This is a genomic window from Variovorax sp. 278MFTsu5.1, from assembly GCF_048305045.1.
GTDB classification, from domain to species: domain Bacteria; phylum Pseudomonadota; class Gammaproteobacteria; order Burkholderiales; family Burkholderiaceae_C; genus Variovorax; species Variovorax guangxiensis.
In genome coordinates, this window is sequence record NZ_CP157622.1 from 2,792,221 (window position 1) to 2,818,590 (window position 26,370).

The 26,370-nt window shown below is 69.5% G+C and carries 29 protein-coding genes; 7 read left to right on the top strand and 22 right to left on the bottom strand.

Going from position 1 to position 26,370, the window contains the following annotated elements:
• Window positions 1-26: 26 nt before the first annotated feature.
• Entirely contained in the window at window positions 27-284 is a 258-nt protein-coding gene (locus ABL844_RS12935; RefSeq protein ID WP_126018455.1) for a DUF333 domain-containing protein, read from the top strand.
• 13 nt (window positions 285-297) lie between these two features.
• Here the strand turns inward: ABL844_RS12935 and ABL844_RS12940 are convergent, their stop codons facing one another.
• The 7 genes from ABL844_RS12940 to ABL844_RS12970 all read right to left on the bottom strand — a co-directional run bounded on the left by ABL844_RS12940 (window position 298) and on the right by ABL844_RS12970 (window position 6,175).
• Window positions 298-423 carry a hypothetical protein gene (locus ABL844_RS12940; RefSeq protein ID WP_418131541.1) on the bottom strand — a complete coding sequence of 42 codons (126 nt, stop codon included), beginning with the start codon at window positions 421-423 and terminating at the stop codon, window positions 298-300.
• Window positions 424-443: 20 nt separating this feature from the next.
• Window positions 444-1,034, bottom strand: a complete 591-nt coding sequence (locus ABL844_RS12945) for a thioredoxin family protein (protein WP_418131542.1) — start codon at window positions 1,032-1,034, stop codon at window positions 444-446.
• Between the two features lie 161 nt (window positions 1,035-1,195).
• Entirely contained in the window at window positions 1,196-2,161 is a 966-nt protein-coding gene (locus ABL844_RS12950; protein WP_418131543.1) for a tripartite tricarboxylate transporter substrate binding protein, read from the bottom strand.
• A 23-nt stretch (window positions 2,162-2,184) separates the two neighbouring features.
• The gene (locus tag ABL844_RS12955; protein WP_418131544.1) at window positions 2,185-3,060 is read right to left on the bottom strand and encodes an amidohydrolase family protein; all 876 of its coding nucleotides are present in this window, start codon (window positions 3,058-3,060) and stop codon (window positions 2,185-2,187) included.
• Between the two features lie 3 nt (window positions 3,061-3,063).
• A complete protein-coding gene (locus tag ABL844_RS12960) occupies window positions 3,064-4,245 on the bottom strand; it encodes a CoA transferase (protein ID WP_418131545.1) in 1,182 nt (393 codons plus the stop codon).
• A gap of 19 nt (window positions 4,246-4,264) precedes the next feature.
• Complete coding sequence (locus ABL844_RS12965; protein ID WP_418131546.1) at window positions 4,265-5,254, bottom strand: tripartite tricarboxylate transporter substrate binding protein; 990 nt, start codon at window positions 5,252-5,254, stop codon at window positions 4,265-4,267.
• Between the two features lie 51 nt (window positions 5,255-5,305).
• Entirely contained in the window at window positions 5,306-6,175 is an 870-nt protein-coding gene (locus tag ABL844_RS12970; RefSeq protein WP_418131547.1) for an HpcH/HpaI aldolase/citrate lyase family protein, read from the bottom strand.
• Between the two features lie 75 nt (window positions 6,176-6,250).
• Here ABL844_RS12970 and ABL844_RS12975 point away from each other — a divergent pair, with 75 nt between their 5' ends.
• Window positions 6,251-7,153, top strand: a complete 903-nt coding sequence (locus ABL844_RS12975) for a LysR family transcriptional regulator (protein ID WP_418131548.1) — start codon at window positions 6,251-6,253, stop codon at window positions 7,151-7,153.
• On the opposite strand, the gene ABL844_RS12980 is transcribed toward ABL844_RS12975, so the two are convergent.
• From ABL844_RS12980 to ABL844_RS13000, 5 genes are read right to left on the bottom strand one after another with little or no spacing between them, the layout of a single operon-like run.
• A complete protein-coding gene (locus tag ABL844_RS12980) occupies window positions 7,150-7,722 on the bottom strand; it encodes a hypothetical protein (protein ID WP_184641911.1) in 573 nt (190 codons plus the stop codon). The two genes, ABL844_RS12975 and ABL844_RS12980, sit on opposite strands and share 4 nt — an antisense overlap.
• Window positions 7,723-7,765: 43 nt before the next feature.
• Entirely contained in the window at window positions 7,766-8,551 is a 786-nt protein-coding gene (locus ABL844_RS12985) for a DUF899 domain-containing protein (protein ID WP_418131549.1), read from the bottom strand.
• A gap of 13 nt (window positions 8,552-8,564) precedes the next feature.
• Window positions 8,565-9,233, bottom strand: coding sequence for a DUF6923 family protein (locus tag ABL844_RS12990; protein ID WP_126018483.1), 669 nt, complete (start codon window positions 9,231-9,233; stop codon window positions 8,565-8,567).
• Window positions 9,234-9,282: 49 nt separating this feature from the next.
• Complete coding sequence (locus ABL844_RS12995; RefSeq protein WP_418120049.1) at window positions 9,283-10,503, bottom strand: helix-turn-helix domain-containing protein; 1,221 nt, start codon at window positions 10,501-10,503, stop codon at window positions 9,283-9,285.
• Window positions 10,504-10,561: 58 nt separating this feature from the next.
• Window positions 10,562-11,098 (bottom strand): DoxX family protein, encoded by a 537-nt coding sequence (locus tag ABL844_RS13000; RefSeq protein WP_418131550.1) that lies wholly within the window; start codon window positions 11,096-11,098, stop codon window positions 10,562-10,564.
• Between the two features lie 75 nt (window positions 11,099-11,173).
• Here ABL844_RS13000 and ABL844_RS13005 point away from each other — a divergent pair, with 75 nt between their 5' ends.
• The 3 genes from ABL844_RS13005 to ABL844_RS13015 all read left to right on the top strand — a co-directional run bounded on the left by ABL844_RS13005 (window position 11,174) and on the right by ABL844_RS13015 (window position 13,601).
• Complete coding sequence (locus ABL844_RS13005) at window positions 11,174-11,827, top strand: TetR/AcrR family transcriptional regulator (RefSeq protein WP_418131551.1); 654 nt, start codon at window positions 11,174-11,176, stop codon at window positions 11,825-11,827.
• A 156-nt stretch (window positions 11,828-11,983) separates the two neighbouring features.
• Window positions 11,984-12,670 (top strand): isochorismatase family protein, encoded by a 687-nt coding sequence (locus tag ABL844_RS13010; protein WP_418131900.1) that lies wholly within the window; start codon window positions 11,984-11,986, stop codon window positions 12,668-12,670.
• Window positions 12,671-12,713: 43 nt separating this feature from the next.
• Complete coding sequence (locus ABL844_RS13015; protein ID WP_418131552.1) at window positions 12,714-13,601, top strand: LysR family transcriptional regulator; 888 nt, start codon at window positions 12,714-12,716, stop codon at window positions 13,599-13,601.
• Window positions 13,602-13,616: 15 nt separating this feature from the next.
• Here ABL844_RS13015 and ABL844_RS13020 read toward each other — a convergent pair whose 3' ends face one another.
• The 5 genes from ABL844_RS13020 to ABL844_RS13040 all read right to left on the bottom strand — a co-directional run bounded on the left by ABL844_RS13020 (window position 13,617) and on the right by ABL844_RS13040 (window position 19,959).
• The gene (locus ABL844_RS13020; RefSeq protein ID WP_418131553.1) at window positions 13,617-14,453 is read right to left on the bottom strand and encodes an alpha/beta hydrolase; all 837 of its coding nucleotides are present in this window, start codon (window positions 14,451-14,453) and stop codon (window positions 13,617-13,619) included.
• A 99-nt stretch (window positions 14,454-14,552) separates the two neighbouring features.
• Window positions 14,553-16,175, bottom strand: coding sequence for a methyl-accepting chemotaxis protein (locus ABL844_RS13025; RefSeq protein WP_418131554.1), 1,623 nt, complete (start codon window positions 16,173-16,175; stop codon window positions 14,553-14,555).
• Between the two features lie 147 nt (window positions 16,176-16,322).
• Window positions 16,323-17,168, bottom strand: a complete 846-nt coding sequence (gene kdsA, locus ABL844_RS13030) for a 3-deoxy-8-phosphooctulonate synthase (RefSeq protein WP_126018497.1) — start codon at window positions 17,166-17,168, stop codon at window positions 16,323-16,325.
• Between the two features lie 67 nt (window positions 17,169-17,235).
• Window positions 17,236-18,192, bottom strand: a complete 957-nt coding sequence (locus tag ABL844_RS13035; RefSeq protein ID WP_418131555.1) for a S1C family serine protease — start codon at window positions 18,190-18,192, stop codon at window positions 17,236-17,238.
• 78 nt (window positions 18,193-18,270) lie between these two features.
• On the bottom strand, window positions 18,271-19,959 hold the full coding sequence (locus ABL844_RS13040) for a hypothetical protein (RefSeq protein ID WP_418131556.1): 1,689 nt from the start codon (window positions 19,957-19,959) through the stop codon (window positions 18,271-18,273).
• Between the two features lie 264 nt (window positions 19,960-20,223).
• Between ABL844_RS13040 and ABL844_RS13045 the strand changes: the two genes are divergently transcribed.
• Entirely contained in the window at window positions 20,224-20,493 is a 270-nt protein-coding gene (locus tag ABL844_RS13045) for a hypothetical protein (RefSeq protein ID WP_126018501.1), read from the top strand.
• A 135-nt stretch (window positions 20,494-20,628) separates the two neighbouring features.
• Here ABL844_RS13045 and ABL844_RS13050 read toward each other — a convergent pair whose 3' ends face one another.
• Complete coding sequence (locus ABL844_RS13050) at window positions 20,629-20,841, bottom strand: hypothetical protein (protein ID WP_418131557.1); 213 nt, start codon at window positions 20,839-20,841, stop codon at window positions 20,629-20,631.
• Between the two features lie 122 nt (window positions 20,842-20,963).
• Between ABL844_RS13050 and ABL844_RS13055 the strand changes: the two genes are divergently transcribed.
• Window positions 20,964-21,239, top strand: a complete 276-nt coding sequence (locus ABL844_RS13055; RefSeq protein WP_126018505.1) for a hypothetical protein — start codon at window positions 20,964-20,966, stop codon at window positions 21,237-21,239.
• Here ABL844_RS13055 and ABL844_RS13060 read toward each other — a convergent pair whose 3' ends face one another.
• The 4 genes from ABL844_RS13060 to ABL844_RS13075 form a co-directional block, all read right to left on the bottom strand.
• Entirely contained in the window at window positions 21,240-22,577 is a 1,338-nt protein-coding gene (locus ABL844_RS13060; RefSeq protein ID WP_418131558.1) for a four-carbon acid sugar kinase family protein, read from the bottom strand.
• Complete coding sequence (locus ABL844_RS13065) at window positions 22,574-23,851, bottom strand: ribulose-bisphosphate carboxylase large subunit family protein (protein ID WP_418131559.1); 1,278 nt, start codon at window positions 23,849-23,851, stop codon at window positions 22,574-22,576. Before ABL844_RS13065 ends, ABL844_RS13060 begins: the two co-directional genes overlap by 4 nt.
• Window positions 23,848-24,387, bottom strand: coding sequence for a VOC family protein (locus tag ABL844_RS13070; RefSeq protein ID WP_369658565.1), 540 nt, complete (start codon window positions 24,385-24,387; stop codon window positions 23,848-23,850). The genes ABL844_RS13065 and ABL844_RS13070 overlap by 4 nt, the downstream gene beginning before the upstream one ends.
• 76 nt (window positions 24,388-24,463) lie before the next feature.
• Entirely contained in the window at window positions 24,464-26,365 is a 1,902-nt protein-coding gene (locus tag ABL844_RS13075) for a TRAP transporter large permease subunit (RefSeq protein WP_418131560.1), read from the bottom strand.
• Between the last annotated feature and the right edge of the window lie 5 nt (window positions 26,366-26,370).

Consider the following 26,370-nt stretch of genomic DNA (forward strand, 5'->3'; position numbering starts at 1 on the left):
CGAAGCCGCGGGCCTACACTCGCGGAATGATCAAGCCACTGTTCCTCCCGGCGGGCGCGCTTCTTTCGCTTCTGCTGGTCACCGCGTGTGCCCAGCCCGAGCCGCCACGGCCTGCGCCGCCGCCGGTCGGCATGGCGAACCCGGCGTCGGTCTACTGCAAGAGCCTCGGGGGCAAGACGCTCCTGAGGTCGAACGACAAGGGGCAGTACGGCATCTGCGAGCTTCCGGATGGCAGGCAGATCGAGGAGTGGGAGCTCTACCGCCGGAATCATCCAGCGAAGTAGAGCGGTCTCAGCTTCACTTCGACGGCTTGCGCGTGCCGTCTTCCCGTCTGGACGAGATGCATTGGCAGCTCACCGGATTGCGGATTTCATGCGCGACGCCGCCCGCGAAGAAGAGCAGGGCGAGCCAGAGTTTCTTCATGTCTGCTGCTCCGCGCGGCTTCAGGTTCCCGAAGGAGCCGCAGTGCTGGCGGCGGGCGCAGGTTCGGCCAGCAGCGCCTGGATCTTCTTCTCTGTGGTCCCGTAGCTGCCCTCGCCGAAGTGCGAGTAGACGATCTTCCCCTGCTTGTCGATCAGGTACACGGCGGGCCAGTACTGGTTCCTGAAGGCCTTCCAGGTGCCGTAGCTGTTGTCCTGCGCAACCGCGTGTTTGATCTGCAGGCGCTCGATGGCGTCCTTCACGTTCTTCGTCGACTTCTCGAAGGCGAACTCCGGCGTGTGCACGCCGACCACCACCAGGCCCTTGTCCTTGTACTTCTGGTTCCAGTCCTTCACGTAGGGAAGGTGGTTCAGGCAGTTGATGCAGGTGTAGGTCCAGAAGTCGACCAGCACCACCTTGCCGCGCAGCTCGCTGAGCTTGAGCGGCTGCGAGTTGAGCCAGTTGTCGATGTTCTGGAATTCCGGCGCCGGTGCAGCCTCGCTGGCGGGAACATCGCCGCCGAACGGCGAGGGCGCGGCGAAGGTCAGCGTGAGGGCGGCCGCCGAGGCGGCGACGGCGACTGCGAAATAGAGGGCGGAAGAGCGAAAGCGCATGGCGGTTCCTTCGGAAGAGTGACGGACGTTCGTCTGTGAACGGAGCCGATTCTTCGCCGGGCCGCCTGCGCGCGCAGCGAATTGCGTATTCCTGTGTATCTGCGGGACGCTGCCCGCACACTACGTTTCACACCCGTTTCACACTCCGCCGGGCGCGAGGGTCAGTCGACCCTGATGTTGCGCGCGCGGACCAGCGCGCTCACCCTGCCGGTCTCGTCCTTCACGAACTTCGCGAAGGCCTCCGGCGTCGTGCCGGCCGGTTCCAGGCCGAGCTGCAGCAGCTTCTGGTTCACTGCGGGGGCGTTGACGGCGGCCTGCACCGCCTTGCCCAGCTTCTGCACGATATCGGCCGGCGTGCCCTTGGGCAGGAACACGCCGTTCCACTCGACCACGTTGTAGCCCGGCAGGCCCGACTCGGCCAGCGTCGGCACATCGGGCAACCCCGGCACGCGCTTGCTGGAACTCACGCCCAGCGCGCGCAGCTTGCCGCTCTTCACGTAGCTCAGCGTCGAGGCCACGTTGCCGAAGTAGGCCGACACCTGCTCGCCCATCACGTCGGTCAGCGCGGGCGCGCCGCCCTTGTAGGGCACGTGCATCAGGTTGATCTTCGCCTGCTCGTTCAGTGCCTCGCCCGCCAGGTGCGAGCCGGTGCCGCCGCCGGCCGACGCGAAGCTCAGCTTGCCCGGGTTCTTGCGCGCGTAGTCGATGAACTCCGGCACCGTCTTGTAGGGCGCGCTCGCGGGCACGACCAGGATCTGCGGCGCCGTGGCCACCAGCGACACCGGAATGAAGTCCTTCGCCGCGTCGAAGGGCAGCTTGCGCAGCGAGGGGTTCACCGAGAACGCCGAGGCGTCGTACAGCACGGTGTAGCCGTCGGTCGCCGCCTTGGCCACGTTGTCGGCGCCGATCACGCCGCCCGCGCCCGGCTTGTTGTCGATCACGATCTGCTGGCCCAGCGCGGCGCTCATCTGCTGCGCGACGATGCGTGCCGTGTTGTCGGCGCCGCCGCCTGCGGCATAAGGCACCACCATGCGGATCGGCTTGTCGGGCCAGGCGGCCCAGCCCAGCAGGGGAGCGGCGCTGGCGGCCAGTGCGGCGATGGATTTCAGGAGGAGTCGCTTCTTCATCTCGATGTCTCGGGTCTTGGGGTTCATTGAAAGTCGTAGAGCCGCGCGGGGTTGTCGACCAGCACGCGGCGGCGCGCGGTCTCGTCGGGCACCCAGCGGCCCAGCAGGTCGAAGAGCTGCGCGTCGTCGGGCTTGGCCGGGCGTTCGGTCGGGTGGGGCCAGTCGCTGCCCCACACGACGCGCTCGGGCGCCTGCGTCGCCCAGGCCCGGGCGACGTCGACGGTGTCGGCGTAGCCGCCCTCGGCGCCGGCTGCGGAGTCGAGGTAGGCGCCCGAGAGCTTGATCCAGGTGCGGCCGTTGTCGAGCAGCCGGCTCACGATGCGGTAGGCGGGGTGCGAGAGCCCGTCGGGCTGCGGCAGCCGCGCGAGATGGTCGAACACCACCGTGCAGGGCAGGCGATCGAGCAGCGCCGAATGCGCGGCGATCTGGTCGGCGCTCCAGTGCAATTGCACGTGCCAGCCGAGCGCGTCAACGCGACGGGCCAGCGGCTCGACCATGGAGAAGTCCGTCGCCGCGTTCGCCGCCGTGTACAGCGTGAAGCGGATGCCGCGGATACCGCCCTCGTGCAGTTGCCTCAGCTCGGCATCGCTCACCTCGGGCCGCACCACCGCCACGCCGCGCGTGCGATGCGCGCCCAGGGCCTGGATGGCAGCCAGCGTCACGCTGTTGTCGGTGCCGTGCACGCGCGGCTGCACGACCACCGTACGCTGCGTGCCGGTGCGCGTTTGCAGCAGGCGATAGTCTTCGGCGGTGGCGTGGTCGAGCATCGCATCGGGCGCGCCGTGCATCGGAAAGCGGCGGTCGTACACGTGGATGTGCGCGTCGCACGCGCCCTCGGGCGCCGCGATGGCGGGCTTGCGCGTGCCCGCGCTGTGCGGCACGTCGATCTCGTCGGCCATGGCTCAGTCGCCCGTGCGCCGCTTGGCCAGCACGGCGGCGGTGTGCTGCCCCAGCGTGGGCGCCGCGAAGGGCTCGGGCCCCGGCGTGCGGCCGAAGCGCACCGGGCGGGTGAAGCCGCGGTACGAGCCCAGGGTCGGGTGCGCAATGTTCGCGACCATGTCCTCGGCCAGCACCTGCTCGTTGTCGAACATGTCTTCCACCGTGCGCGCGGCGGAGCAGGGCACGTCCTCGCCGAAGATCTCTTCCCATTCGAGCGCGGTGCGCCCGGCCAGCGCGGCGCGCAGCCTGGGCACGATCTCGGCCGCATGCTGGGCGCGCTTGCGCACCGAGTCGTAGCGCTCGTCGGCTGCCAGTTCGGCCAGGCCGACCTTGGCGCACAGCGCCTGCCAGAAGTGCGGCGTGTTGGCCGAGATGTAGATGTGCCCCTCGCGCGTGGGGTGGATGCCGGTGATGCCGCCGGAGCGCATGTCGCGCCCCACTTCCTTGGGCTCGCCCTCGGCCCACACCATGCGCGCCGACTGCATCGTGAGCGCCGAGCGCAGCAGCGAGACGCCCACGAACTGGCCTTCGCCGCTCTTCTCGCGCTCGTACAGCGCCGAGGCGACGCCCGCGGCCACCAGCGCGGCCGCGTAGTAGTCCACCACAGAGCCGTAGATGATCTCGGGCGGCTCTCCGCGCTTGCCCTGCAGCGCGCACATGCCGGTCATGGTCTGCAGCACCTGGTCGTAGCCGGCCTTCTCGCGCAGCGGTCCGGTCTCGCCGTAGCCGGTGACGGCGCAGTAGATGAGCCGCGGGTTCACCGTCTTCAACTGCTCGTAGGCGATGCCCAGCCGCGGTGGCACGCTGGGCCTGAAGTTGTGCACCAGCACGTCGGCGCCGTGCACCAGCTCCATCAGCGCGGCCAGGTCCTCGGGGTTCTTCAGGTCGAGCACCGCGCCCAGCTTGCTGCGGTTCACGCCGATGAAGGCGCGGCTCTCGGCCTCCAGCGTCGAGGGGTACTTGCGCAGGTTGTCGCCCGTGGGCGGCTCGATCTTGATGACTTCCGCGCCCTGGTCGGCCAGCAGCGAGCAGCCGTACGGGCCCGCGATGTAGGCGCTCAGGTCGAGCACGCGCAGGCCGCTCAGCGGCCCGGCGGGGCCCTGGCGCTCTGGCAGGCGCGTGTCCTCAGGGGCGGTGTGGCTCATGGGCTTTCTCTTTCCTTGTTCAGTCTGCGGTGATGTTCTGTTGCTTCGCCAGCTTCTTCCAGCGCTCCACGTCTTCGGCGATGACGGTGCCGAACTGCGCCGGCGTGAGCGGCGTGGCGATGGCGCCTTCGCGCAGGAAGTTGGCCGCGATCTCGGGCTTCGACAGGATCTGGTTGACCGCGCCGTTCAGCTTCGCGATCACGTCGGGCGGCGTGCCCGCCGGCGCCAGCAGGCCCCACCAGAGTTCGAACTCGTAGCCGGGCACCGCAGTCGAAATGGGTGTGAGGTCGGGTGCGATGGGGCTCGGCTTCAGGCTCGTGATGCCGACCGCGCGCAGCTTGCCGGCGCGCACCATCGGCAGCAGCGAGGGGCCGCTGGAGATCAGCAACTGCGTCTGGTTGCCCACGAGATCGGTCACCGCCGGGCCCATGCCCTTGTACGGGATGTGCGCGATCTGCAGGTCGCCCACCTTGGCCTTCAGCAGCTCGGTGCCGAACTGGTTGACGCTGCCCGAGCCGGAGGAGGCGTAGTTGTACTGGCCCGGCTTCGCCTTGATGGCGGCGATGAGTTCGGCCGGCGTCTTCGCGGGGAACTCGTTGTTGACCGCGACAATGAACGGCCCCTTGGCGAACATCGCCACCGGCGCGAGTCCCTTGACCGGGTCGAAGGGCAGCTTCGACTGCACCGCCGCGTTGGTCGTCATGCTCGAAGACACGGCTACAAGGGTGTAGCCGTCGGGCGCTGCCTTGGCCACCTGCCCCGTGCCGGTGTTGCCGCTCGCCCCGGGGCGGTTGTCGATGATGACCGGCTGCTTGAGCTGGTCGCCCAGCTCCTTCGCCACCTGCCGCGCGAAGGTGTCGTTGGAGCCACCGGCCGGGTAGGGCACGACGATGGTGATGGGCTTGGAAGGGTAGGCGGCCTGCGCGAGCGCGGTGCCGCCCAGCGCGGCAAGCACGACTGTCGAGGCTGCGGCGAGCGCGCGCGGGCGAAGGAACGAGGGAATACGCATCTGTCTTGTCTCCGGTTTTCTTATGGATGATGAAGCAGGGTCAGCCTGGAATCAGCTTGGCATCAGACCGAGGCTGCGCGCGCTCTCTACGATGGCGCGCGCGCGGATCACGAAGGGGATGTCGATCATCTTTCCGTCCACCACGTACGCTCCGACGCCCTTGGCGTCGGCTTCGCGCGCCGCCTCGACCACCTTGCGGGCGTGCGCGATCTCCTCGTCGGTCGGGCGGAACACCTCGTTGGCGATGGCGATCTGGCTCGGGTGGATGCAGGTCTTGCCCAGGAAGCCCAGGTCGCGCGCCAGCTTCGCCTCGGCACGGAAGCCCTCGGCGTCGCGGATGTCGGCGAAGGCGCTGTCGTAGGCGTACAGGCCCGCCTCGCCAGCGGCAATGCGCACCGCGAACATCGCCTGGCGGATCGCCGAGGGCTCGCGCCGGGCGATGCCCAGCGGCTCGAACAGGTCGCCCAGCCCCAGCTGCAGCCCCGCCACGCGCGGATGCGCCAGCGCGAGTTCGGCGGCCATGCGCAGGGCGGCGGGCGTCTCGATGTTCAGCAGCAGTCCGATGGGCGCCTGCACGCCGTTGGCCTGCTCCGCGCGCTCGATGGCTTCGGCGGCTGCGCGCACATGCGCGGGGCTCTGCGGCTTGGGCAGGTTGATCAGGTGCACGCCGGTGCGCGCGACCGCCGCAATGTCGCGCTCGAAATGCGGCGTATCCATGGCGTTGACGCGCACGATCAGCGTCTTGCGCGACGAAGCCGCGTCGCCGCTCTCGAGGAACTGGCGCACCGTCTCGCGCGCCTCGTCCTTGCGCGGCTCGGACACGGCGTCTTCCAGGTCGAGGCTGATGGCGTCCGCCTCGCCGGCAAGCGCCTTGGCGAACAGTTCGGGGCGGGTGCCGGGAACGAAGAGTTTGCTTCTCATGAGGGCAGTGTCGGCAGTTCATGAGAAGAGAAAAACAGCTGTTCACTGCGATCACATCGCAGAAAATCTATCTTCATGGAAACGGCCTACCTGCAAAGCTTTCTTCTGGTGGTGGAGTCGGGCTCGATGTCCGAGGCCGCGCGCCGGCTCGACCTCACGCCCGGCGCGGTGGCGCAGCAGATCCGCGCGCTGGAGCGCGAGCTCAACGCGCCGCTGCTCGCGCGCGCCGGCCGCACCGTGCAGCCGACCGAGGCCGGCCACCGGCTGGTGCAGCGGGCGCGCACGCTGCTGCGCGAGGTGAGCGACATCAAGGCGCTGCTGGGCAGCGAGTCGGCGGGCGGCGAACTGGTCATCGGCACCATCAACACGGCCATCCACAGCCTGCTGCCGGACATCCTCGCGCGCTTCGTGAAGACGCATCCGGGCGTCAAGGTGTTCCTGCAGTCGGGCACCACCGCCACGCTCTACAAGGCGATGCAGCAGGGCGATCTCGACGCGGCCGTGTGCCTGTATCCGCAGTTCGCGCTCGCCAAGACATTCGACTGGGCGCTGCTGCGCGAGGAGCCCCTGGTGCTGCTCGCACCCAGCCGCCTCGCGCGGCGCGACCCGCACGAGCTGTTGCGCACCTCGCCGCTGATCCGCTACGACCGCAACCTCGGCGGCGGCAAGCAGGCCGACCGCTACCTGCGCGCCGCCGGCATCGTGCCGCAGGAGCGCTTCGAGCTCAGTTCGCTGCTGGCCATCGCGATGATGGTCGACCGGGGCCTGGGCGTGTCGGTCGTGCCCGACATCGCTTCACCGCTGCTCGAAGGGCAGCGCATCGTGAAGATCCCGCTGCCGCTGCCCTCGGAAACGCGGCGCTTCGGCATCCTGTGGCTCAGGGCTTCACCGCGGCTGAAGCTGATCCATGGCTTCGTCGAGAGCGCGGGGCTGGTCACCGCCGCGAAGGGCGAGGGCGGCGGTTCCCGCAAGCGCTAGCGTCGAGGCTTTGGCTCCCCGTACGGCCGCCGCTGGAACAGCGCGAGTGCGACGTCGAAGCCGCGGCTCGCCCCGACCGCGACCGCACCCGTGACCGTCAGCATCGCCGCCATGTGCACGCCGACTGCCGCGAAAGCCAGCGCCAGCGAGCCCGACGCGGTGATCTCCCGGGCCGCCGGCGCTTCGCTCATGCAAAGCGGGATCAGCGCCGGCACCAGCATCAGTCCGGCGCCGTGGGCGGTGGACATCATGAAGGACCAGAGTGCGAGCCCGGCGTGGCCGGTCTTGCTGCCGCGCCACATGTGATGCGCGATCACGGCGACGAGCAGCATGCCCGCCGCCCACTGCAGGGCGACGCGATCCATCGAGGGAGCGAGCACCACTGCGCCAGCCACGAGCGCTACGGACGCGGCGTGCCCGAGGGCGATCGGCACCAATGCCCGCAGCACCCGCGAACGGTCTCCCGACCGGAGGCCGCTGGCGGCCGCGAAGACCCAGCCGGAGGCGGGGTTCAGCCCGTGAAGCGCGCCGGCTCCCGCGACCGCGAGCCATTGCCAGAGGCTTGCCATGATGTCGTCGCCTTCACGCGTCGAGGCTGCCGCCGCTCGCGCCTCAGGCCTGCCTGTCGCAGCAGCACGCGCCGATGGCGGGCGTTTCCGTCTGCGACTCGTAGCGGTCGTGGTGGCGCACCCAGTCCATCTTGTAGGGCACATCGCGCTCGTCGCGGCCCTTGGGCATGAGGTCCATCATGTTGTAGGCGCCCATCATCACTTCCACGCCGCGGCCGAAGGTCGAGTAGGTGTGGAACACCTCGCCTGCTTCACTCTTGTAGAACGCGCTGATGCCGGGCGCCTCGTCGTGCGGGAAGGGCAGCTTGCCGTAGTTGTAGTAGACCTCGCCGGTGGCCAGCTCCTCGGGCGTGAAGCTGACGTGGAAGTCGAGGTTGAAGTCGCTGCCGTGCGACGACACCCAGTCGAAGCGCCAGCCCATGCGTTCGCGGAACTGCATGATCTTCGCGAGAGGCGCGCGCGAGACGGCCACCAGCGTGATGTCGCGGTGCGCGAGATGCACGTTCATGCCGTCGGTATGGTCGGCCATGAAGGAGCAGCTCTGGCAGCCTTGCTCCCAGTCCGGGCCGAGCATGAAGTGCTGCACCAGCAGCTGGCTGCGGCCCTTGAAGAGATCGGCCAGCGTGCGCTTGCCCTCGGGCGTGTCGAAGACGTAGTTCTTCTGCACGCGCTCCCATGGCAGCGCGCGGCGCTCGCGGGCGATCTGGTCGCGCAGATGTGTCAGTTCCTTTTCGCGTGCAAGGAATGCCTTGCGTTCCGCGAGCCACTGCTCGCTGGAGACGACGCGGTGGTTCGTCGTTTCGGGGGCTTCGATGGTCGTGGTGTTCATGGTGGCTCCTGGGTCAGTGGCTGGACTGGGGACGGCGCACCGCGCGGACCTTGCCGCTGGCGCCGCCCCCGGCATAGAAGAGACCGGCGCCGTCGGACTCGAGCCCGCTCACGCCCGCGCCGCGCGGCATTTCGAGCCGCTCCAGCACGGCGCCTGTCTGCGGGTCGATGCGGCGGATGTCGCTTTCCTCCGCCTCCCAGGTGCCGTGCCAGAGTTCGCCGTCGACCCAGGTCACGCCGGTGACGAAGCGGTTCGACTCGATGGTGCGCACCACGGCGCCGGTCTCGGGGTTGACCTGGTGGATCTTGCGGTCGCGGTACTGGCCCACCCACAGGCTGCCCTCGGCCCAGGTCAGGCCCGAGTCGTAGCCGTTGCCGGGCGAGGGGATCGACGCCAGCACCTTGCCGGTGGCCGGGTCGATCTTGTCGATGCGCGACTCGGCGATCTGGTAGAGGTACTTGCCGTCGAAGGCGGTGCCGGCGTCGCAGGGGACGTCCAGCGTCTGGCTGGCCTCGCCGCTGGCGGGGTCGAAGGCCACCAGCTTCGCGCCGGTGGCGGCCCATACGCGGCGGCCGTCGTGGGTCACGCCGTGGACCTGGCCGGCGCCGCCGAACGGGCCGTATTCGCGCACGATCTCGGCGGCGCGTACCGTGGGATGGCTCTTGCCTGTCTTGCTGCTCATCGTTGGCTCCTTGTGTGAAGCGCCCCGGAACAGGCGCCTGGAGCCAACTCTATTCAATAGGCAGCGCAGCGGGGAGTAACAAGATCGTCGTGAATCCGGCCAGCGGCGGCGCGAGCCACTTCTGCGACCGGGCCTTGCCGATGGAACGCACCCGGCCCTGTGCCTCCAGCTCGACCAGCGCGCGCTGCACCGTGCGCTGGCTGGCCCCCAGCGCCAGCGCAAGGGCCGAGGTGGACCATGCGGCGCCATCGGAAAGCAGCGCCGCCAGCGAGGCCTGTTCGCCGTCGATGGGCGGTGCCAGCACCGCGACGCCGCGCTCGCCGTGCGGCCGGAGCACGAAGCCGCGCGGCGTGGCCTCGATGCTCGCCATCGCTTGGACGAGCGCGCGCAGCCGGCCTATCTCCACGCGCAGGCGCGCGCGATGCGTTTCGTCGGGGTGGCGGGTGCGGAAGGCGCTTTCGATCAGGGCCTCGCGATCGACATCGCCCGGCCATGCCTCGGCGAGCGAGCGTGCCAGCGAGAACAGCACCGGCCGCCGCGCCAGAGGCCGCCACGCATCGCCGGCGCCCAGGCCACGGCGGCAGGCGTCGACCACCAGCGTGTCCGAGGCGAGGAGGGCGGCGACTTCGCCCAGGCGCAGCGGCTGCTCGCCGCCGGAGCCGACCCGCCGGGCGGCGGGGCGCTCGAAGGCGGCTTGGGCCTCGGCGACTTCTGCGAGCAGGGCCGGCACGCGCGCGCGAACCGCTGCTTCGTGCGCACGGGCGAGCGAGGCCTGCGCAGCCGCGATGCGCAATGAGCGAAGCGACAGTTCTGTCGTCGCAAGCTCGGCCACCGCCGTCAGCGAAGGTGGCAGGCCGCGCGTGTTGAGATGAGCGAGGGCCGCCTCCGCGTCTTCGAGCCGGCCCAGCAGCAGCAGGCGGCGCGCCGCGATCAGCCGGGCCTGCACTGCATTGGCGTGATCCTCGTGCGATTCCAGCGCGGTGGCGGCATGCGCCAGTGAGCGTGTCGATCCGCCCAGGTCGCGCATGGCCAGGGCGACTTCGGCCTCGGCGACGATGCAGCGAGCGCGCGAAAGCTCCTCATGCGCACCGAAGCCGCGCGCGGCGCGCCGCAGCAACTCGCGCGCACGCGGATGCTCGCCGAGCTGGGCCATCGCGATGCCGCGCAGCGCCAGCGCCGGCGGATCGTCGCGCAGGGCGACCCGCTTGAGCGCTCCGAGCGCATCGCCCGCGGCAAGGGCGCGGGCGGAGGCGGCGATGAGGGAGTCCATGGAGGCGGATTATCTTGATGGCGGCCTCCGCGTTGACAGTTTGTGTTGCTTTGCCGCTTCAGGCCGCGAGCTTCCCGTTCTTCGGCTGCGGCACGCGCGACTGCGGTGCCTGCCGGGGCCAGACACCGGAGCAATACAGCGCCCATGCAATAAAAACGGGCTGGAACAGCGGCCGGATCCAGAAGTACCACGCGCCGAACTCCAACCCCTGCACCGTCTGCCCCTTGAGCGCGACGCTGATGTTCGCGCTGACCACGCAGACCAGCATCACCGAGAGCCAGATGCCCGCCTGCCGCTGCAGGTTGGGCAGGCCGAGGCGCCGGTAGACCGGCGCCGGGACCAGCAGGCCCAGCCCGCCGGCAAGCTCCGCAACGCCGGTCAGGTAGACCCAGGCCAGCGCGTGCCCGGCGAGGGCGTCGGGAATCATCGGCGCGTAGCGCGTGGAGGCGCTCACGAAGTGGTCGACGCCGGTGAACAGGAAGCCGAGGCCCATGCCCCAGCGCATGGCGGCGCGCAGGCCTAGTGGGCGCTTCAGCAGATGGGAGACAGCCCAGGCGATCACGCCGAAGGAGGAGATGAAGAAGAGAAAGCTCATGACGGATGACGTGTGTTTACAGTGGAAACATTGTGCGGGCGTATAGTTTCCACTGTCAACATCAGGGCATTGCCGATGAGCACGACCTCGTCTTCCTCTTCCTCCTCTTCTTCATCCTCTTCGTACCACCACGGCGATCTCAAGGCGGGCCTTCTTGCCTATGCCCGCGAGCAGATGGAGCGCGACAACCTCGACGGCCTTTCGATGCGCGAGATGGCCAAGGCCGTGGGCGTCTCGCACACCGCCGCGTACCGCCATTTCCAGGACAAGCGCGCGCTGATGGAGGCCGTGGCGCTGCAGGGCTTCGACGAGATGCAGGCGGCCTGCCAGTCGGCGATCGACGCGGCTCCCGCCGGCGCCCGTTCGAGGCTCAAGGCCTGCGGCAGCGCCTATGTCGGCTTCGGGTTGAGGTCGCCGCGGCTGCTGGCCCACATGTTCGGCGCGGTAGCTCAATCGCGCTCGAACGAAGGGCTGGTGCAGGCCGGCGCGCGACTTTTCGACCAGCTGCTCCAGTTGGTGGGCGACGGTCAGGCCGATGGCACCTTCCGCGAGGGCGATGCCCGGCAGCTTTCGCACACCTGCTGGGCGATGGTCCATGGCCTCTCGGCATTGCTGGGCGTGGGCGTGATGCGCACGCCCGATGCGCAGATCGACACCCTGATGCTCAGCGCCGGGCAGGCGCTCGATGTGCTGCTCGACGGAATCGCGGCAAATACTTCTTCGCGCTGAAGGCTCGGGGTGCTGTGCGCATCCCGCACAACACTTGTCGCCGCGCCCGCCTAGGCGTGAAGGAAGGCCGTTCCTAGACTTTCCCCCATCGATTTCGATGGACCTACAGGAACAGCAAACATGTCTTTCTCATCAGGACTCTCCCGCCGCGGACTCATGGGCGTGCTCGTCGCGCCGTATGCGGCCGGCATCGTCGGCGGCTCGGCGGCAGCGGCTGCAACAACGCAGCCGCTGCCCACGCCCACCATCCGCGCGATGTCGGGCGCGAAGCCGATACAGCAACTGCGCCGCAACGCGACGGCGCTGCTGGTGATCGACTTCCAGAACGAATACTTCACCGGCCGCATGCCCATTGCCGACGGCGCGCGCGCCGCTGCCCAGACCAGGCGCCTGCTGGCCTGGGCCGACCAGCACGCGATGCCCGTCTTCCAGATCCAGCACATCGCACCCGAAGGCGCAGCCACCTTCGCCAGGGGCGGCAAGACCGTCGCCTTCCACCCCGAGATGCAGCCCCGCTCGCGCGACAAGGTCGTGCAGAAGACCACCGTCAGCGTCTTCGCGAGCACCGACATCGCGCAGCAACTGCGCTCGGCCGGCGTGCAGACGCTGGTGATCGCCGGCCTGATGACCCATGCCTGCGTGGCCGGCGCCGCCCGCGACGCAGGGCCGCAGGGCTTCGACGTGGTCGTGTCTTCCGATGCCACCGCCACCCGCGCGATCCGCCGCGAGAACGGCGACACCGTGTCGCACGACAGCCTGCACCGCGCGGCGCTGGCCGAGATCGAGGACACCTTCGGCGACGTGCTGAGCACTTCGCAGATCCTGGCCCTGCCGGTCGCCTGACGGAAAATGCGCGGCTTCTGAAGTACCCGCGGGAGGGCGGCGCATGGATCAGGTCAAGGCGATGCGTGCCTTTCAACGCATCGCGCAGGCAAAGAGCCTCTCGGCGGCAGCCCAGTCGCTGGACACGACGCACTCCAGCCTCTCGCGCCAGCTGCAGGCGCTGGAGAAATCGCTGGGCGCGCAGCTGGTGCGGCGCGACACGCGCGGCATCACGCTGACCGAGGCGGGCAGCCGCTACTACGCCGCCTGCGCCGACATCCTTTCGCGGCTCGATGCCGCGCAGGCGGATGTCGCGGCCGATGGCAAGGCGCCCTCGGGCACGCTGAAGGTGAGCATGCCGCTGGCGATCGCGACGCTCGAGCTGCCCGAGTGGCTGCCGGCGTTCCAGTCGCGCCATCCGGGCATCCGGCTGGAGGTGGTCTGCACCGACCGCTTCACGAAGCTGGTCGCCGAAGGCATCGACGTGGCCTTGCGCATCAGCGCCGGACTTGAAGACGCTTCGATGATGGCGAGGACGCTGGCGGTCTCCGACATGGTGCTTGTCGCCGCACCGCGCTACCTGGTGGAGCACGGTGTTCCCGCAGCGGCGGACGAGCTGTCGAAGCACCAGTGCCTGCTCCACAACGGGCCCGAAAGTCCCGCGCACTGGACGCTGCACATGCCTGATGGCCGGCAGCAGTCATTCAAGCCGGAAGGGCGCTTCGCCTGCGACACGATCACCGCGCTGTACTCGGCCGCGAGAAGCGGCCTTGGCATTGCCGCGCTGACATGGCACACGGTGCGCGCCGACATTCAGTCGGGCGCCCTGGTCCGCGTGCTGCCGGAGGTCACGCTGGGGCAGCGCACCTATGCGGCGCTGTATCCGCGCACGCGGCATGTTCAGCCCTCTGTGCGCGCCTTCATCGATTTCATGGCGGGCCACTACCGGTAGCGGCCGCGCGGCCGGCTACGCTTCCTTCAGCTCCGGCAGCACCGAGGTCAGCGCGAAGTCGACGAGGTGCAGCCAGGTCGCTTCCAGGCCCATGATGTTGTGATGGTCCGAAGCCGGCACGGTCGTCACGCTGACGGGCGTGGGCCATGCCGCGATGAGTTTCTGCGAGCGCTCGGGCAGCACCACGTCGTCGGTCTCGGCCAGCAGCACCTGCGTCTTGGCCGCGACTTCCTTGCAGTGCTCCAGCGAGTTGAACTGGTGGCGCAGCAGCAGCGACAGCGGCACCAGCGGAAAGCGCTTCTTCGCCACCTCCAGCATCGAGTCGTAGGGCGTCACCAGCTGCAGGCTCGCGAACTCCTGCCGCGCCACGAGCTGGATGGCCACGCCCGTGCCCAGGCTGCGGCCCACCACGTGCAGGCGCGCGTGGGGAAAGGCCTTGCGCAGGTGCCTGGCGAACTGGCAGGCGTCCTGCACCGAGGCGATCTCGGACGGATGCCCCTGCGAGTCGGCCACGCCGCGGTAGTTGACCGCCGCGAAGCCGAAGCCCTCGGGCAGCCAGTGCAGCGTCTGCGCGGTGGCGCGCACGTCCTCGCCGCGGCCTGCGAAGTAGATGAAGAGGTCCTGCAGCGCCTCCTCGCCCTGCGGGTGGTAGACATAGCCGCGCACCATGCCGCCCGGCACGGTGTGGGAGTAGGTCGAGAAATCGTCGGACAGCGGAACGACCGGCAGCTTGCGGGCGTTGAAGAGGATGTGCCCCTGGCGCGCGGCGAGCAGTGTCCAGTAGGCGGCGATGCTCCCGATCGCGGCGGCCGAGGCGGAGAGGGCGATGCGGGCGGCTTTGGATGACGACAAATTGGGCTCCGGGGGGAGAAAGGCTGGCGCCTAGTTTCGCCTCTTTCTCCGGTGCGCAGCCCTTGCCGGTCTTTTCGCCTGTTTCTCTTTCTTTCCTTTTCAGCGTGCCGCAATCAGCTGCAGGCGGCCGGCCCCGATGCCCGGGGTCTCGTCAGCGTGGTTCTGGCGATGCTGCTGCTCCAGCCTGAACTTGCCGACGATGCGCGACAGGCTGCCCGCCTGTTCCTGCAGCGACTGTGCCGCCGCCGAGGCCTGCTCGACCAGCGCCGCGTTCTGCTGAGTCGTCTGGTCCATCTGCGTGACGGCCTGGTTGATCTGCTCGATGCCCGAGGTCTGCTCCTGGCTCGCGGCGCTGATCTCGCCCATGATGTCCGTCACCCGCTTCACGCTGCCGACGATCTCTTCCATCGTGCGGCCCGCGTCGGCCACCTGGCGGCTGCCTTCCTCGACCTTCTCGACCGAATCGCCGATCAGCGACTTGATTTCCTTGGCCGCGGCTGCCGAGCGCTGCGCGAGGCTGCGCACTTCGGAAGCCACCACCGCGAAGCCGCGGCCCTGTTCGCCCGCGCGCGCGGCCTCGACGGCCGCGTTCAACGCGAGGATGTTGGTCTGGAAGGCGATGCCGTCGATCACGCTGATGATGTCCACCACCTTGCGCGAGGAGGCATTGATCGAGCCCATCGTCTCCACCACCTGGAACACCACGCTGCCGCCGCGCGCCGCCACTTCCGAAGCGGAGGTGGCCAGCTGGTTGGCCTGTCGCGCGTTGTCGGCGTTCTGCTTCACGGTGGAGGTCAGCTCCTCCAGCGAGGCGGCGGTCTGCTCCAGCGAGCTGGCCTGCTCCTCGGTGCGCGAGGACAGGTCCTGGTTGCCCACGGCGATCTGCGTGCTGGCGGTCGACACGTTCGCCACCACGCCGTGCACCTGCGCCAGCGAGCCTTGCAAGGCGGTGCGCATCTGGTCGAGGGCGCGCAGCAGGTGGCCGGTCTCGTCGCCGGCGTAGCTGGCCTGGGGATTGCCGGTCAGGTCCATCTCGGCGATGGCCTGCGCGATGGCCTCGGCGCTGCGCAGCGGCCGGGTGATGCTGCGCGCCAGCATCCAGGCCAGCAGGGTGCCCAGCACCAGGCTCACGGCGGAGCACACGATCAGCAGGGTGCCGGTCTGCGCGCGCAGGTCGTTGGCGCGGACGGCGGCGGCGTCCAGATGCTCGCGCTGCATGTCCACCACCTGCTGCACGCCGGCGATGTAGCTGACCGAGGTGGGCTGGAACTGCGCGTCGAACACGCGGTTGGCGCCCTGCAGGTCGCCCGCGAGCTTGAGCTTGCTCACTTCCTCGCGCGCGGCCAGGTAGGCCTTGCGCAGGCCCGCGACCTTCTCGAGCAGGGCGCGCTCGTCGGGCTGTACCAGCTTCTCCTCGATGAACTTCTGCAGCTCGTTGGTGTTCTTGATCGACGCCGCCGTGGCCGGCGCGAAATAGTCGATCAGGCTGGCGTCGCTGCTCTTGGCGATGGCCGCGGCGCGCTGCACGCCGGCGGTGGTGTGGCGCAGCCAGTCGGAGCCGGCGCGCTCGGTCTTCACGTTGTCCTCGATCATGGTCTCTATCTCGCGGCTGAGCTGTTGCAGCTTCCATACCGCGGCGGCGCTGGTGGCGAGAAACAGCGCCAGGATGATGCCCAGCACGATGGCCAGGCGCTTGCCGATTGAGACGTTGCTCAGGAACATGATCGAACTCCGGAAACCAGGAATGAGAGGAAGGAGGGCAGCCCTCGGGCTGCCCTCCAACGCTGGTTATCGGCCGATCAATTGAAAACTTTAGAAAACTTCTGATGAAGCCTTGCGGGAGCACCGGCCGGCTGCCGGCCCCGCCACTCAGATCTTCAGCGGCGGGAAGGACTTCACCAGGTCGTCCAGCGCCTTGATCTGCGTGAGGAAGGGCTCCAGCTTGTCCAGCGGCAGTGCGCTCGGGCCATCGCACTTGGCCTGGGCCGGGTCGGGATGGGCTTCGAGGAAGAGGCCCGCCAGCCCCACGGCCATGCCGGCGCGCGCCAGGTCGGCCACCTGTTCGCGGCGGCCGCCCGATGCGGCGGCGCCGGCCTCGCGCTGCTGCAGCGCGTGGGTCACGTCGAAGATGATGGGCAGGTTCTGCGACACCTTCTTCATCACGCCGAAGCCCAGCATGTCGACCACGAGGTTGTCGTAGCCGAAGCAGGTGCCGCGGTCGCAGAGGATCAGCTTGTCGTTGCCCGCTTCCTTGAACTTCTCGACGATGTTGAGCATCTGCGAGGGGCTCAGGAACTGGGGCTTCTTGATGTTGATGACCCGCCCGGTCTTCGCCAGCGCCACCACCAGGTCGGTCTGGCGGGCCAGGAAGGCCGGCAGCTGCAGCACGTCGACCACCTCGGCCACGGGCGCGGCCTGGGCGACTTCGTGCACGTCGGTGATCACCGGGACGCCGAAGCCGTCCTTCACGGCCTGCAGGATCTTCAGGCCCTCGTCGAGGCCGGGGCCGCGGTAGGAGTGGATGGAGGAGCGGTTGGCCTTGTCGAAGCTGCCCTTGAACACATAGGGAATGCCCAGCTTCTGCGTGACGCGCACGTATTCCTCGGCGCTGCGCATGGCGAGGTCCTTCGATTCGAGGACGTTGACGCCGCCGAAGAGGACGAAGGGGGCCTCGTTGCTGGTGGCGACTTTGGGGGTGATGGTGACGGTGGACACGGTTTTCTCCTGACGGTGCTTCGTTCGGTGCAGGGGCCTATTGTCGTTGCGCCGGCCGGGCCGGGGTTCAGCCCCCCGGCGTCACCGTCAGGTAGAAGGGCGTGAGCGTGCCGGCCACCGGCCGCAGCAGCTTGAGCAGCAGCGGCTTTCCGTAGCCTTCGCCCGCCAGCCGCTTGAGCAGGTCCGACAGCTGGGCCAGCGGCACGCCGTCGCAGCCGATGAGGATGTCGCCGGCGCGCAGCCCGTCGCGCGCGGCGGCCGATCCGGCCACCACCTCGACCACCCGCACGCCGGTGGCCACCGGCCATTCGTTCTCGCGCACCCAGCGCCGGGGCAGGGCCACCGCCGCGCACTGCACGCCCAGCTTGCCGCGCCGCACCGCGCCGTGGCGCATCAGCTCGCCGGCGACCCAGCGGGCGGTGTCGATGGCCACCGCGAAGCTCAGGCCCTGCGCCGACGGGATCACGGCCGTGTTCACGCCGATCACCTGCGCCGCGCTGTCCAGCAGCGGGCCGCCCGAGTTGCCGGGGTTGAGCGCCACGTCGGTCTGGATCACGTCCTCGATCATCCGCCCGCCGCGCGAGGGCAGGCTGCGGCCCAGCGCGCTCACGATGCCGGCGGTCACGGTGAAGTCGAAGCCCAGCGGGTTGCCGACCGCCACTGCCAGCTGTCCAGGCTGAAGCGCGGCCGAGCTGCCCAGCGGCAGGAAGGCACTGGGGTGCGACTCGATGCGCAGCACGGCGATGTCGGTGGAGGCATCCGTGCCTACCAGCCGCGCCACGCTCTCGGTGCCGTCGGCGAACGCGGCTCGCAACTCGCCCGCGCCCTCGACCACGTGGGCGTTGGTGATCGTGAAGCCGTCTGGGGTGAAGAGAAAGCCGGAGCCGCTGCCGTGGGCCGCGGCATTGCCGCGCTGTGCCGGTTTCCGGACCTTGATGTGGGCGACCGCCGCGCTGGCGGTGTGAGCCACCTGCGTGACGGTGGCCGAGTAGGAGTCAAGAATGAATTCGTCGCGCGCGCCCATGGAGCACCTCTTCTTTCGGTCGGCTGAACCTGAAGGAAGTGGCGGTGCGCGCCCGGTTTTCAACCCGGCGCCGCGGCCTCAGGGCCCCTTCGGCCGCGACGACGGCTCCCACGAGTCCGGCGTGGTCGCCACCAGCGACTTGAAGTCCTTCCACGGCCGCGCCCCGGGGATGGTGCGCCCGCCGACGATCAGCCCCTTGGCGAACACCACCATGCGCTCGCGCAGGTAGGCGCGGTCCGATTCGGGCCAGGTCTCGATGGAATGCGGCCCGCGGGCGAGCACGATCTCCTTCAGGCCGCGGATGCGGTTGTAGGCCGCCACCGTGCCTTCCAGCGTCTCGGCGCGGTCCCACAGGCCCTTGCCGAAGAAGGCGGCGGGCCAGCGGTCCATGCCCGCCAGCGTCGACGAGTTGGGATAGAACACGATGTGGTGCTCCGCCGCCATGCCGCCCAGGAACAGGTTGCGGTCGGCCAGGTCGGGCGAGTCGCCCACGTAGCCCGCGCCGCTCGCGAACGAAGACAGCAGCAGCGCGCCGCGGATGTTGCGCAGGCCCTTGGGCGGCGTGCAGTTGGGCTGGGGCATGTCGAAGCTGCACTGGGCGACGTAGTTCTTCGTCATTGCCCAGGCGGTGGACATCGAGCCGCGCGAATACCCGCCGAGCACCAGCGGAATCTCGCTGGCCGGCATGCCCGCCAGCAGCCGGCCCCGCGTCGCTTCGCCTTCCAGCAGTTCGCCCCTGGGCGTGAGGATGCGCAGGCCGCGCCCGGTCTCCAGCGCCGTGAGCGCGCGGAACACGTCCTCGCCTTGCTCCAGTGTGTTGGTGTCGCTGAAGCCCCCCGAGAGGCCCTCGCCGCGCCGGTCGTAGGCCAGCACGTCGAAGCCGGCCTGATTGAGCGCGTACAGGTTCTCGCGCCACCAGCGCTGGCCCATGGTCTCGGTGGTCGCGTTGGGAAAGCTCACCGGCACGGTCTTGCCGGTCTTCTGGTCGACGCGGTACGCCACCTCGTCGGGATGCTGGATGGCCGTGAGCTGCCCGCCGCCGCCCGGCGCCATGACGACCAGCGCGCGCGTCTTCTTCCCCTTGCCGTCGTCGATGCCGGCGCCCTCGATGTACCAGCCTCGCAGCTTGATGTCGCCGGTCATCTTCAGGTCGATGCGCTCGAAGGTGTCGCGCGGCGCGGTGAACTCCACCACGTAGGTGCGTGCATCGGCCTCGGCGATGCCTTCGCGGTAGGGTGCCCTGGCGAAGAATGCCGGCCGGCGGATCTGCTTCAGGTCGACGTTGGCGCTGTCCGGATCGATCCGGCCCGACGGGTCGACCACGCCGGTCGAGCGCGTGGCGCGTTCCTTGTTGGGCGGCAGCCAGCGCTGCATCTGCGCGTCGATGCGCCTGAAGCAGGCCGGGTCTTCCTTGCAGGCGCGCCAGCGGGCCTTGAGCTTGTCGTCGGTGAACTCGCCGATGTAGTAGTTGCCGCCCGCGTAGCCGGCCGGCGGGTGGTTGGCCGTCATCAGCACCGGCACGCAGACCTTGGGCCCCTTGGCGTCCTTCGGATTCTTCGGCAGCAGGTAGCCGCCCATCATCGCGTTGCGGTCGGTGCCGACCCAGGCCGTGCAGTCGGTGGGCGGCGCCGTGGTCACCGCCGCCTGGCGCTGTGCCTCGCTGGGGCCGCCGCACGCAGCCAGCTGGAGGGCGAGCGCGGCAACGGCCAGGGCGGACGCGACGCTGCGCGGGCGGAGCCGGGCAGGGAGCGTGAGGGTTGCGGTCATCGGGGCAGGCCTTGCGGCGGAGAGAAAAAAGAGCATGCAGCGAAGTGCGAATCGGGAGGTCCTGATCTTCGCCTCATCGGCGCGCGGAAAACCAAGCCATGGCCGTTTCCGGGTGAAAGATGGCGCCTCGATCCGTGTAGGACGTTTCCTGCATGCGCATGCGCTTCTTTCTCCCTCCCGACGCCGCGCGGTGCGCGCTCAATCGCCGCCGACCCGCGAGCGAATCGCGGAATCGCGAATTGCGGCAGCAAGGAGACATCAGAGATGACGAATTTCGAAGGCATCTACTGCTTCGACAGTGCGAGCGTGCGCTTTGCCTTCTATCCCGACGGCCCTGGCGGCCCGCGTGTACTCGCGCAGATTTCCGAGGAAACGCTGCACGACGAATTCGGCGTTCGCGTAATGGGCGAGCACCTGCTCGACGCGTGCCAGGAGCACTTCTACGCCATAGAGCCCGCGGCCATCGCGCGCTACAGGGCGACCCCGGGCAGCGCCATCACGCTCACCATCAGGGATTTCGGGCTCCACGCCTGAAATCGCCTCGCCGGCCTTCCGCCGGCGCACGGGCTCCTCTGCGACAGGGCGGGGCGGCTCGGCAGCCGGCGCCAAGCCAGAACAGAACCGAACAAAAGAGCGCCGCTCCGGCGTAAGCCGGACGCGGCTGCGCACTCAGGTTGCGCTTGCCTCGTGCGGCGCGCGATGCCGGATTTCGCTTTGCAAGGCGCGCTGGCCCGAGGAAAGAGCCAGCTCGTAGCTCTCCGCGGGCTCGAAGGCCTTGCGCAGCACGCGCGGGCGCTTTCCCTGATCGTCGGTTTCGAGCAGCTGCCAGACAAATGCACCCGGCAGCGGCTCCTCGATGGTGAGTTCGATGGGATGTGTCATGGCGCCACCTTGGCGCGGCGCGGGTGTTATGTCTGTAGGCCTGGAACGACGTTCGGGCTGCGCATGCGCCGCGCCCCTTTTCTCCTGGAAAGACAAGCATCGAAAGAAGAAAGGACTCAGCCATGCAACAAGCCACACCGCCAGCCTTCGAGGAACGCCTCGTCACCTTCAGCTACCGCGGCCGGCTCTTCCTGTGCCGCGCCGAGCGGCTCGACGACCAGACCTACCGGCCCGTCGTGATCTGCCGTGCGCCCTCCGTGGGCGAGGACGACATCGAGCTGCCTGCCGATACCGACAACGCTTCCTACGGCACCGAGGCAGAGGCGCTGCGCCATGCGGAGCAGCAGGCCATGCGATGGGTGCACGACCGCACCGAAGGAGCGCAGGGGCAGGCTTGATCAGCCGTGCACCAGCCGCTCGAACACGTCCAGCGTGCCCATCTGTCCGCCCTTGAGCATGACTTCCATGCCGTCGAGCGACGCGTCGTCGCTGTGCACCCGGCACAGCGATGCGCCGGCGCCCATGTCGGCGGCGTAGGACAGCCCCCAGACGTCCAGCGCCTGTATGCCGTGGCTGGATGTGTCGCCGCCGGCCACGCCGATGCGCCCGAGCGGCTGTTTCGCCAGCACGGCAGCCAGCAGGTCGCCGCCCGCGCGGGCAAGGGCTTGCGCGTCCAGGTCCGCGGCCGCAGGCATGCCGGAGGCGCCGTTAGAGTGCGGCGCGCGCGTGCAGGCCAGCACGTTGCGCCCCTGCGCGAGGCCGCGGGCGATCGCGTCCGCCTGGTCTTCCAGTGTTCCCGCGTTGCGCCGGGCCATCTGCTGCGCATCGAGCCACACGACGTCGAATGATTTCGCGGCCGCGACCTGCGACGCGGTCACGGGCGACAGGCTTCCCGCGAGGACCAGCACCGGGCCCCGCGCCGGCGCCAGCTTCGGCTGCCCGCCCGGCGCGCGGCCGGAAGAGGGCATGGCCGTGGCGAGCGCATCGACCACGCTGCTCGGGCCGACGGCGAGCATGGTCGCACCCCGCGCGCGTGTCCACAGCACCTCGCCGATGGCCGCGAGCTGTCCGGCATCCGCGACATCGAACAGCACTGCGTCCGCGGGCGGCGCGTTGAGCGCCTGCCGCAGCGCGGTGTCGAGTGCATCGCTGCCTCGGGAGGCTGCGGTGAAGGGCACGCAGTGCACCTCGGCCAGGCCCTGCCTTGCGAGGTGCAGCCGCAGGTCGGCCTCGTCCATGGGTGTCACGGGGTGCCGGCTCATGGTGGGATGGCGGTCGATGCGGAACACTTCGCCGCCACTTCCCGCCGCGGCGAAGAGATTGCCGAAGAGACAGTAGCGGCCCAGGCCGGGCTGGCCGCCGACGATCGCGGTCCACGGCTGCTGCACCGCCGAGCGCAGCAGCCGCACAGCCGCGCCGATGGAGCCGATGTGCGGCGCGCTGTCGAAGGTCGAGCAGGTCTTGTAGTGCAGCACGCGCGCGCCCACCGAGCGGAACAGCGCCGCCACCGGGCGGAGCTCGGCCTGCATCTCCTCGGGCGTCATGGCCCGCGCCGCGCCCGCGATGCCCAGCACGTCGAGCGGCCCGGCGCGCTCGAGCTGCGCCGCGTCGGGCGTCTTCAGGAAGAGCAGCGTGCGCAGGCCCGCGCGCGCGGCGGTGCCCAGGGTGTCGGTCGCGCCGGTGAAGTCGTCGCCGTAATAGACGACGGCCGGCGCCGGTGCCTCGCCGGGCGTCATGGCTTGCCGAAGAAGGCGAGGGCGCGCGCCAGCTCGGGCTGCTCCCTGGCGGCGTCGGCCAGCGCGATGCCCGCGCGCGCGGCCGACCAGGCCTGGCGGATGCTCGCCACGCCCGCCGCCGCGCCGTCGGGGTGGGCGAGGATGCCGCCGCCGGCCATGAAGAGCAGGTCGTCGCTGCCGACGGCCGCCCAGGTGGCGGGCACCGTGCCGGCCCATTGACCCGACGAGAAGGCCGGCATCACGCGGTCGTCCGCCGCTTCGGTCAGCGGGGTGAAGCAGTCGCGGGCCGATTCGACCACCTCGCTGTCGGGCTGCGAGAACTTGCCCCGCAGCCCGTGCACGTGCATGTGGTCCACGCCGGCCAGCCGCCATAGCGTCTGGTAGGCCTGGAAGGAGATGCCCAGCAGCGGATGCCGCGACAGCGCGCCGTAGCCGTTGCGGTGCCCGTGCAGCGCCAGGCCGGTATGCCTGCGCAGCGTCTGGATGCCCGAGTGCCCGCACCAGTTCAGGCTGGCCATCACGCAGGAGCCGCCTTCGCGCTCGACCAGGTCGGCGTGGCGCTTCATCGCGTCGGTCTCGTCGGTGATGTTGAAGGCCACCATCACGTGCTTGCCGGTGCGCTCCCGGTGCGCGCGCACCACGGCCATCACGGCAGGAACGCGCTCGGCCAGCGGGGCATGCGCGGGATCGGCGCAGACCTCGTCGTCCTTGATGAAGTCGACGCCCGCGGCGCACAGCCGGCCCACCAGCTCGGCGGTTTCCGAGGCCCGCAGCCCGACGTTGGGCTTGATGATGGTGCCGACCAGCGCGCCGCTTTCCACGCCGGTGGCGCGCCGCGTTCCGGGGATGCCCGCGCGCGGCATTTCGAAGCGCGCGCGGTAGTCGGCCGGCAGCTGCAGCGATTCGAGCCGCAGCCCCGTCACCTCGCCCAGGTCGTAGAGGTTGCCCGAGACCGTGGCCGCGAGCGTCGGCAGGTTGGCGCCGATGTTCGCCACCGGAAACGCGATGTCGACATGCGCGCGCCGCCACGGCCCCTTCGCGCCCTTGCGTTCGAGCAGCGCGTTGGGCAGCGAGGGCGCATCGGCCGCCTCGAGTTCGGTGATCGCCTCGACCGTGGCGCGAGCCCGCTCGCGCAGCGCGTCGGTCTCGCCCTCCACGCGCGTGAAGGTGCCGCAGGACTGCTCGCCCGCCATCACCTCGGCCACGGCGGCCGGCTCGAGCGGCGTCTCGATCAGGTAGCGCGCGCGGATGAATCCAGGTGCCGTTGCGCTCACAGCTTGTCCAGCTCGGGGAAGGGGCGCACCGGGTCGCTGCCGTCCCAGCCTTGCGATGCGCTGCGGATCAGGTCGAACATGCGGCCCTTGGGGCCGGCCACTTCCGACAGCTCGATGACGGTGCCGGGGTGGTATTCGGTGTCGAAGTAGATGAAGCGCCCGCGCTCGCCCACTTCGCCGCTCATCACCGGCTTGAAACCCTGCGCGGTGAGGCGCGCGAGGTCGGCGTCGTAGTCGGCGGTCCAGTAGGCCACGTGCTGCAGCCCGGTGCGCCCGGCGCGGAGGAAGTCGCGGTACATCGAGGGCACGTCGTTGCGCGTCTGGATGAGCTCGACCTGCACGTAGCCCGAATTGGCCAGCGCCACCGAGTTGTGGGGCTCGTGCGCCTCGCCGTTGTAGCGGTAGTTTTTGATGGGCACCCTGGGGTTGTAGAACCAGGGGCCCACGCCGAGCGTGGTGCTCCAGTAGTCCATGGCGGCTTCGATGTCGTGCACGACATAGCCAAGCTGGCGGATCTCGCCGAGGAATCGACTCATTGCGGGTGGCTCCGTGAATGTGAGTTTGTTGTGTGTTGTGTTTCTTGGGGTCTGCCCGTGGAGCGGCAGGGCCGCCTCAGGACTTCAGGAAGCCCGTCGAGAACCACGGGAAGGCGGCCACGATCAGCAGGCCGATCAGCATCGCGGCGATGTAGCCCCAGATGTGCCTGATGCCTTCGTCGGGATTGACCTTGCTCACCGCGCAGGCGCCGTAGTAGCCCACGCCGAAGGGCGGTGCGAACAGGCCGATGCCCATCGCGAAGATCACCACCATGGCGTAGTGCACCTCGTGCACGCCGGCGGCCTTGGCGATCGGAAAGAGCAGCGGCCCGAACAGCACGATGGCCGGGATGCCCTCCAGCACGCTGCCCAGCACGATGAAGGCGACGATCGACACCGCCAGGAAGCCGTAGGCTCCGCCGGGCAGCGCGCCCATGAGCCGCGCCAGGTCCTGCGAGAAGCCCGACTGCGTGAGCCCCCAGGCCATGGCGGTCGCGCAGCCGACGATGAAGATGATGGCGCCCGAGAGCGAGGCGGTGTCCACCAGCATCGGCTTGATGCGCTTCCAGTCGAACTGCCGGTACACCACCAGGCCCACGATGGCCGAGTAGACGATGCCGATGGTCGACACCTCGGTGGCCGTGGCCACGCCCTCGACCACCGCCGCGCGGATCACGAAGGGCAGCAGCACGGCTGGCAGCGCCACCAGCAGCAGCCGGCCGATCTCGCGCTTGCTGTGGCGCCGCACGGCGCTCAGGTCTTCGCGCCGATAGCGCCACCACACCACCACGCACAGCGCCGCGCCCAGCACCACGGCCGGAAGCAGCCCGCCCGTGAACAGCGCGGCAATCGAGATGCCGGTGACCGAGCCGATGGTGATGAGCACGATCGACGGCGGAATGGTCTCGGTCTGCGCGCCGGTGGCCGACAGCAGCGCCACCAGGTCGCCGGGCTTGGCGCCGCGCTTGGTCATCTCGGGGAAGAGCACCGGCGCGATGGCCGCCATGTCGGCGATCTTCGAGCCCGAGATGCCCGACACCAGGTACATGGCGCCGATCAGCACGTACGAGAGGCCGCCGCGCACGTGGCCCAGCAGGCTGGCCAGGAACTGGATCATGGCGCGCGCCATGCCCGTCATCTCGATGAGCGCGCCGAGGAAGATGAACAGCGGCACCGCCAGCAGGATCAGGTGCGACATGCCCTCGTCGAGCCGCCCGACCATCACCAGCAGCGGCGTGCGCGTGGTCAGCGCCAGGTAGCCGAAGGTGGCCAGCGCGAAGGAGAACGCGATGGGCACGCCCGAGAGCACCGTGGCCGCCACGATCACCACGAAGAAGATCACCAGGTTGAACTTGCCCAGCGTGGCGAAGAGCGGCGCGGCCAGCCAGAAGGCGCCGACCAGCGCCGCCATGCCGAGCAGGGCCACGGCGATCTGCCGGCCCGAGCACACGCGCAGCAGCCGCAGCAGCGCCATCGCCAGCATGATGCCGATGCCCGCCGGAATGGCCGCGGCGCGCCACGCGTTGCTGACCTCCAGCGCGGGCGTGACGATGAACGACTCCTCGTGCGCGTAGTCGATCGACGGCCAGATGATGAGCGCGAGGAAGGCGACCGAGGCCGCGATGGCGAAGGCGTCGAGCATGGCGCGCGCCTGCGGGTGCACCTTCTGCACCAGCGCCGTCATGCGCATGTGCTCGCCGCGCCGCAGCGCCACCACCGCGCCGAGCATCGACAGCCACAGGAAGAGGATGGACGCGAGCTCGTCAGACCACACCAGCGGCGCGTGGAACACGTAGCGCGACACCACGCCCGCGAACAGCACGCAGATCTCGGCCAGCACCAGCAGCGCGGCCACCGCCTCGACAGCGCCGCCGAGCACGCGGTCGGCGCGCGCGGCGAAGCGGACGAGCGGGTTGGCCGGGGAGCCGGCGGCCGAGCCTGAAAGGGCTGCCGCCTCGAAGGTCGATTCGTGCACCATCGGTC

Bases quoted from the DNA above. Each gene is read 5' to 3' on its own strand.
- ABL844_RS12935 (WP_126018455.1), top strand. From the start codon at position 27: ATGATCAAGCCACTGTTCCTCCCGGCGGGCGCGCTTCTTTCGCTTCTG.
- ABL844_RS12940 (WP_418131541.1), bottom strand. From the start codon at position 423: ATGAAGAAACTCTGGCTCGCCCTGCTCTTCTTCGCGGGCGGCGTCGCG.
- ABL844_RS12945 (WP_418131542.1), bottom strand. From the start codon at position 1,034: ATGCGCTTTCGCTCTTCCGCCCTCTATTTCGCAGTCGCCGTCGCCGCC.
- ABL844_RS12950 (WP_418131543.1), bottom strand. From the start codon at position 2,161: ATGAAGAAGCGACTCCTCCTGAAATCCATCGCCGCACTGGCCGCCAGC.
- ABL844_RS12955 (WP_418131544.1), bottom strand. From the start codon at position 3,060: ATGGCCGACGAGATCGACGTGCCGCACAGCGCGGGCACGCGCAAGCCC.
- ABL844_RS12960 (WP_418131545.1), bottom strand. From the start codon at position 4,245: ATGAGCCACACCGCCCCTGAGGACACGCGCCTGCCAGAGCGCCAGGGC.
- ABL844_RS12965 (WP_418131546.1), bottom strand. From the start codon at position 5,254: ATGCGTATTCCCTCGTTCCTTCGCCCGCGCGCGCTCGCCGCAGCCTCG.
- ABL844_RS12970 (WP_418131547.1), bottom strand. From the start codon at position 6,175: ATGAGAAGCAAACTCTTCGTTCCCGGCACCCGCCCCGAACTGTTCGCC.
- ABL844_RS12975 (WP_418131548.1), top strand. From the start codon at position 6,251: ATGGAAACGGCCTACCTGCAAAGCTTTCTTCTGGTGGTGGAGTCGGGC.
- ABL844_RS12980 (WP_184641911.1), bottom strand. From the start codon at position 7,722: ATGGCAAGCCTCTGGCAATGGCTCGCGGTCGCGGGAGCCGGCGCGCTT.
- ABL844_RS12985 (WP_418131549.1), bottom strand. From the start codon at position 8,551: ATGAACACCACGACCATCGAAGCCCCCGAAACGACGAACCACCGCGTC.
- ABL844_RS12990 (WP_126018483.1), bottom strand. From the start codon at position 9,233: ATGAGCAGCAAGACAGGCAAGAGCCATCCCACGGTACGCGCCGCCGAG.
- ABL844_RS12995 (WP_418120049.1), bottom strand. From the start codon at position 10,503: ATGGACTCCCTCATCGCCGCCTCCGCCCGCGCCCTTGCCGCGGGCGAT.
- ABL844_RS13000 (WP_418131550.1), bottom strand. From the start codon at position 11,098: ATGAGCTTTCTCTTCTTCATCTCCTCCTTCGGCGTGATCGCCTGGGCT.
- ABL844_RS13005 (WP_418131551.1), top strand. From the start codon at position 11,174: ATGAGCACGACCTCGTCTTCCTCTTCCTCCTCTTCTTCATCCTCTTCG.
- ABL844_RS13010 (WP_418131900.1), top strand. From the start codon at position 11,984: ATGGGCGTGCTCGTCGCGCCGTATGCGGCCGGCATCGTCGGCGGCTCG.
- ABL844_RS13015 (WP_418131552.1), top strand. From the start codon at position 12,714: ATGGATCAGGTCAAGGCGATGCGTGCCTTTCAACGCATCGCGCAGGCA.
- ABL844_RS13025 (WP_418131554.1), bottom strand. From the start codon at position 16,175: ATGTTCCTGAGCAACGTCTCAATCGGCAAGCGCCTGGCCATCGTGCTG.
- ABL844_RS13035 (WP_418131555.1), bottom strand. From the start codon at position 18,192: ATGGGCGCGCGCGACGAATTCATTCTTGACTCCTACTCGGCCACCGTC.
- ABL844_RS13040 (WP_418131556.1), bottom strand. From the start codon at position 19,959: ATGACCGCAACCCTCACGCTCCCTGCCCGGCTCCGCCCGCGCAGCGTC.
- ABL844_RS13045 (WP_126018501.1), top strand. From the start codon at position 20,224: ATGACGAATTTCGAAGGCATCTACTGCTTCGACAGTGCGAGCGTGCGC.
- ABL844_RS13050 (WP_418131557.1), bottom strand. From the start codon at position 20,841: ATGACACATCCCATCGAACTCACCATCGAGGAGCCGCTGCCGGGTGCA.
- ABL844_RS13055 (WP_126018505.1), top strand. From the start codon at position 20,964: ATGCAACAAGCCACACCGCCAGCCTTCGAGGAACGCCTCGTCACCTTC.
- ABL844_RS13060 (WP_418131558.1), bottom strand. From the start codon at position 22,577: ATGACGCCCGGCGAGGCACCGGCGCCGGCCGTCGTCTATTACGGCGAC.
- ABL844_RS13070 (WP_369658565.1), bottom strand. From the start codon at position 24,387: ATGAGTCGATTCCTCGGCGAGATCCGCCAGCTTGGCTATGTCGTGCAC.
- ABL844_RS13075 (WP_418131560.1), bottom strand. From the start codon at position 26,365: ATGGTGCACGAATCGACCTTCGAGGCGGCAGCCCTTTCAGGCTCGGCC.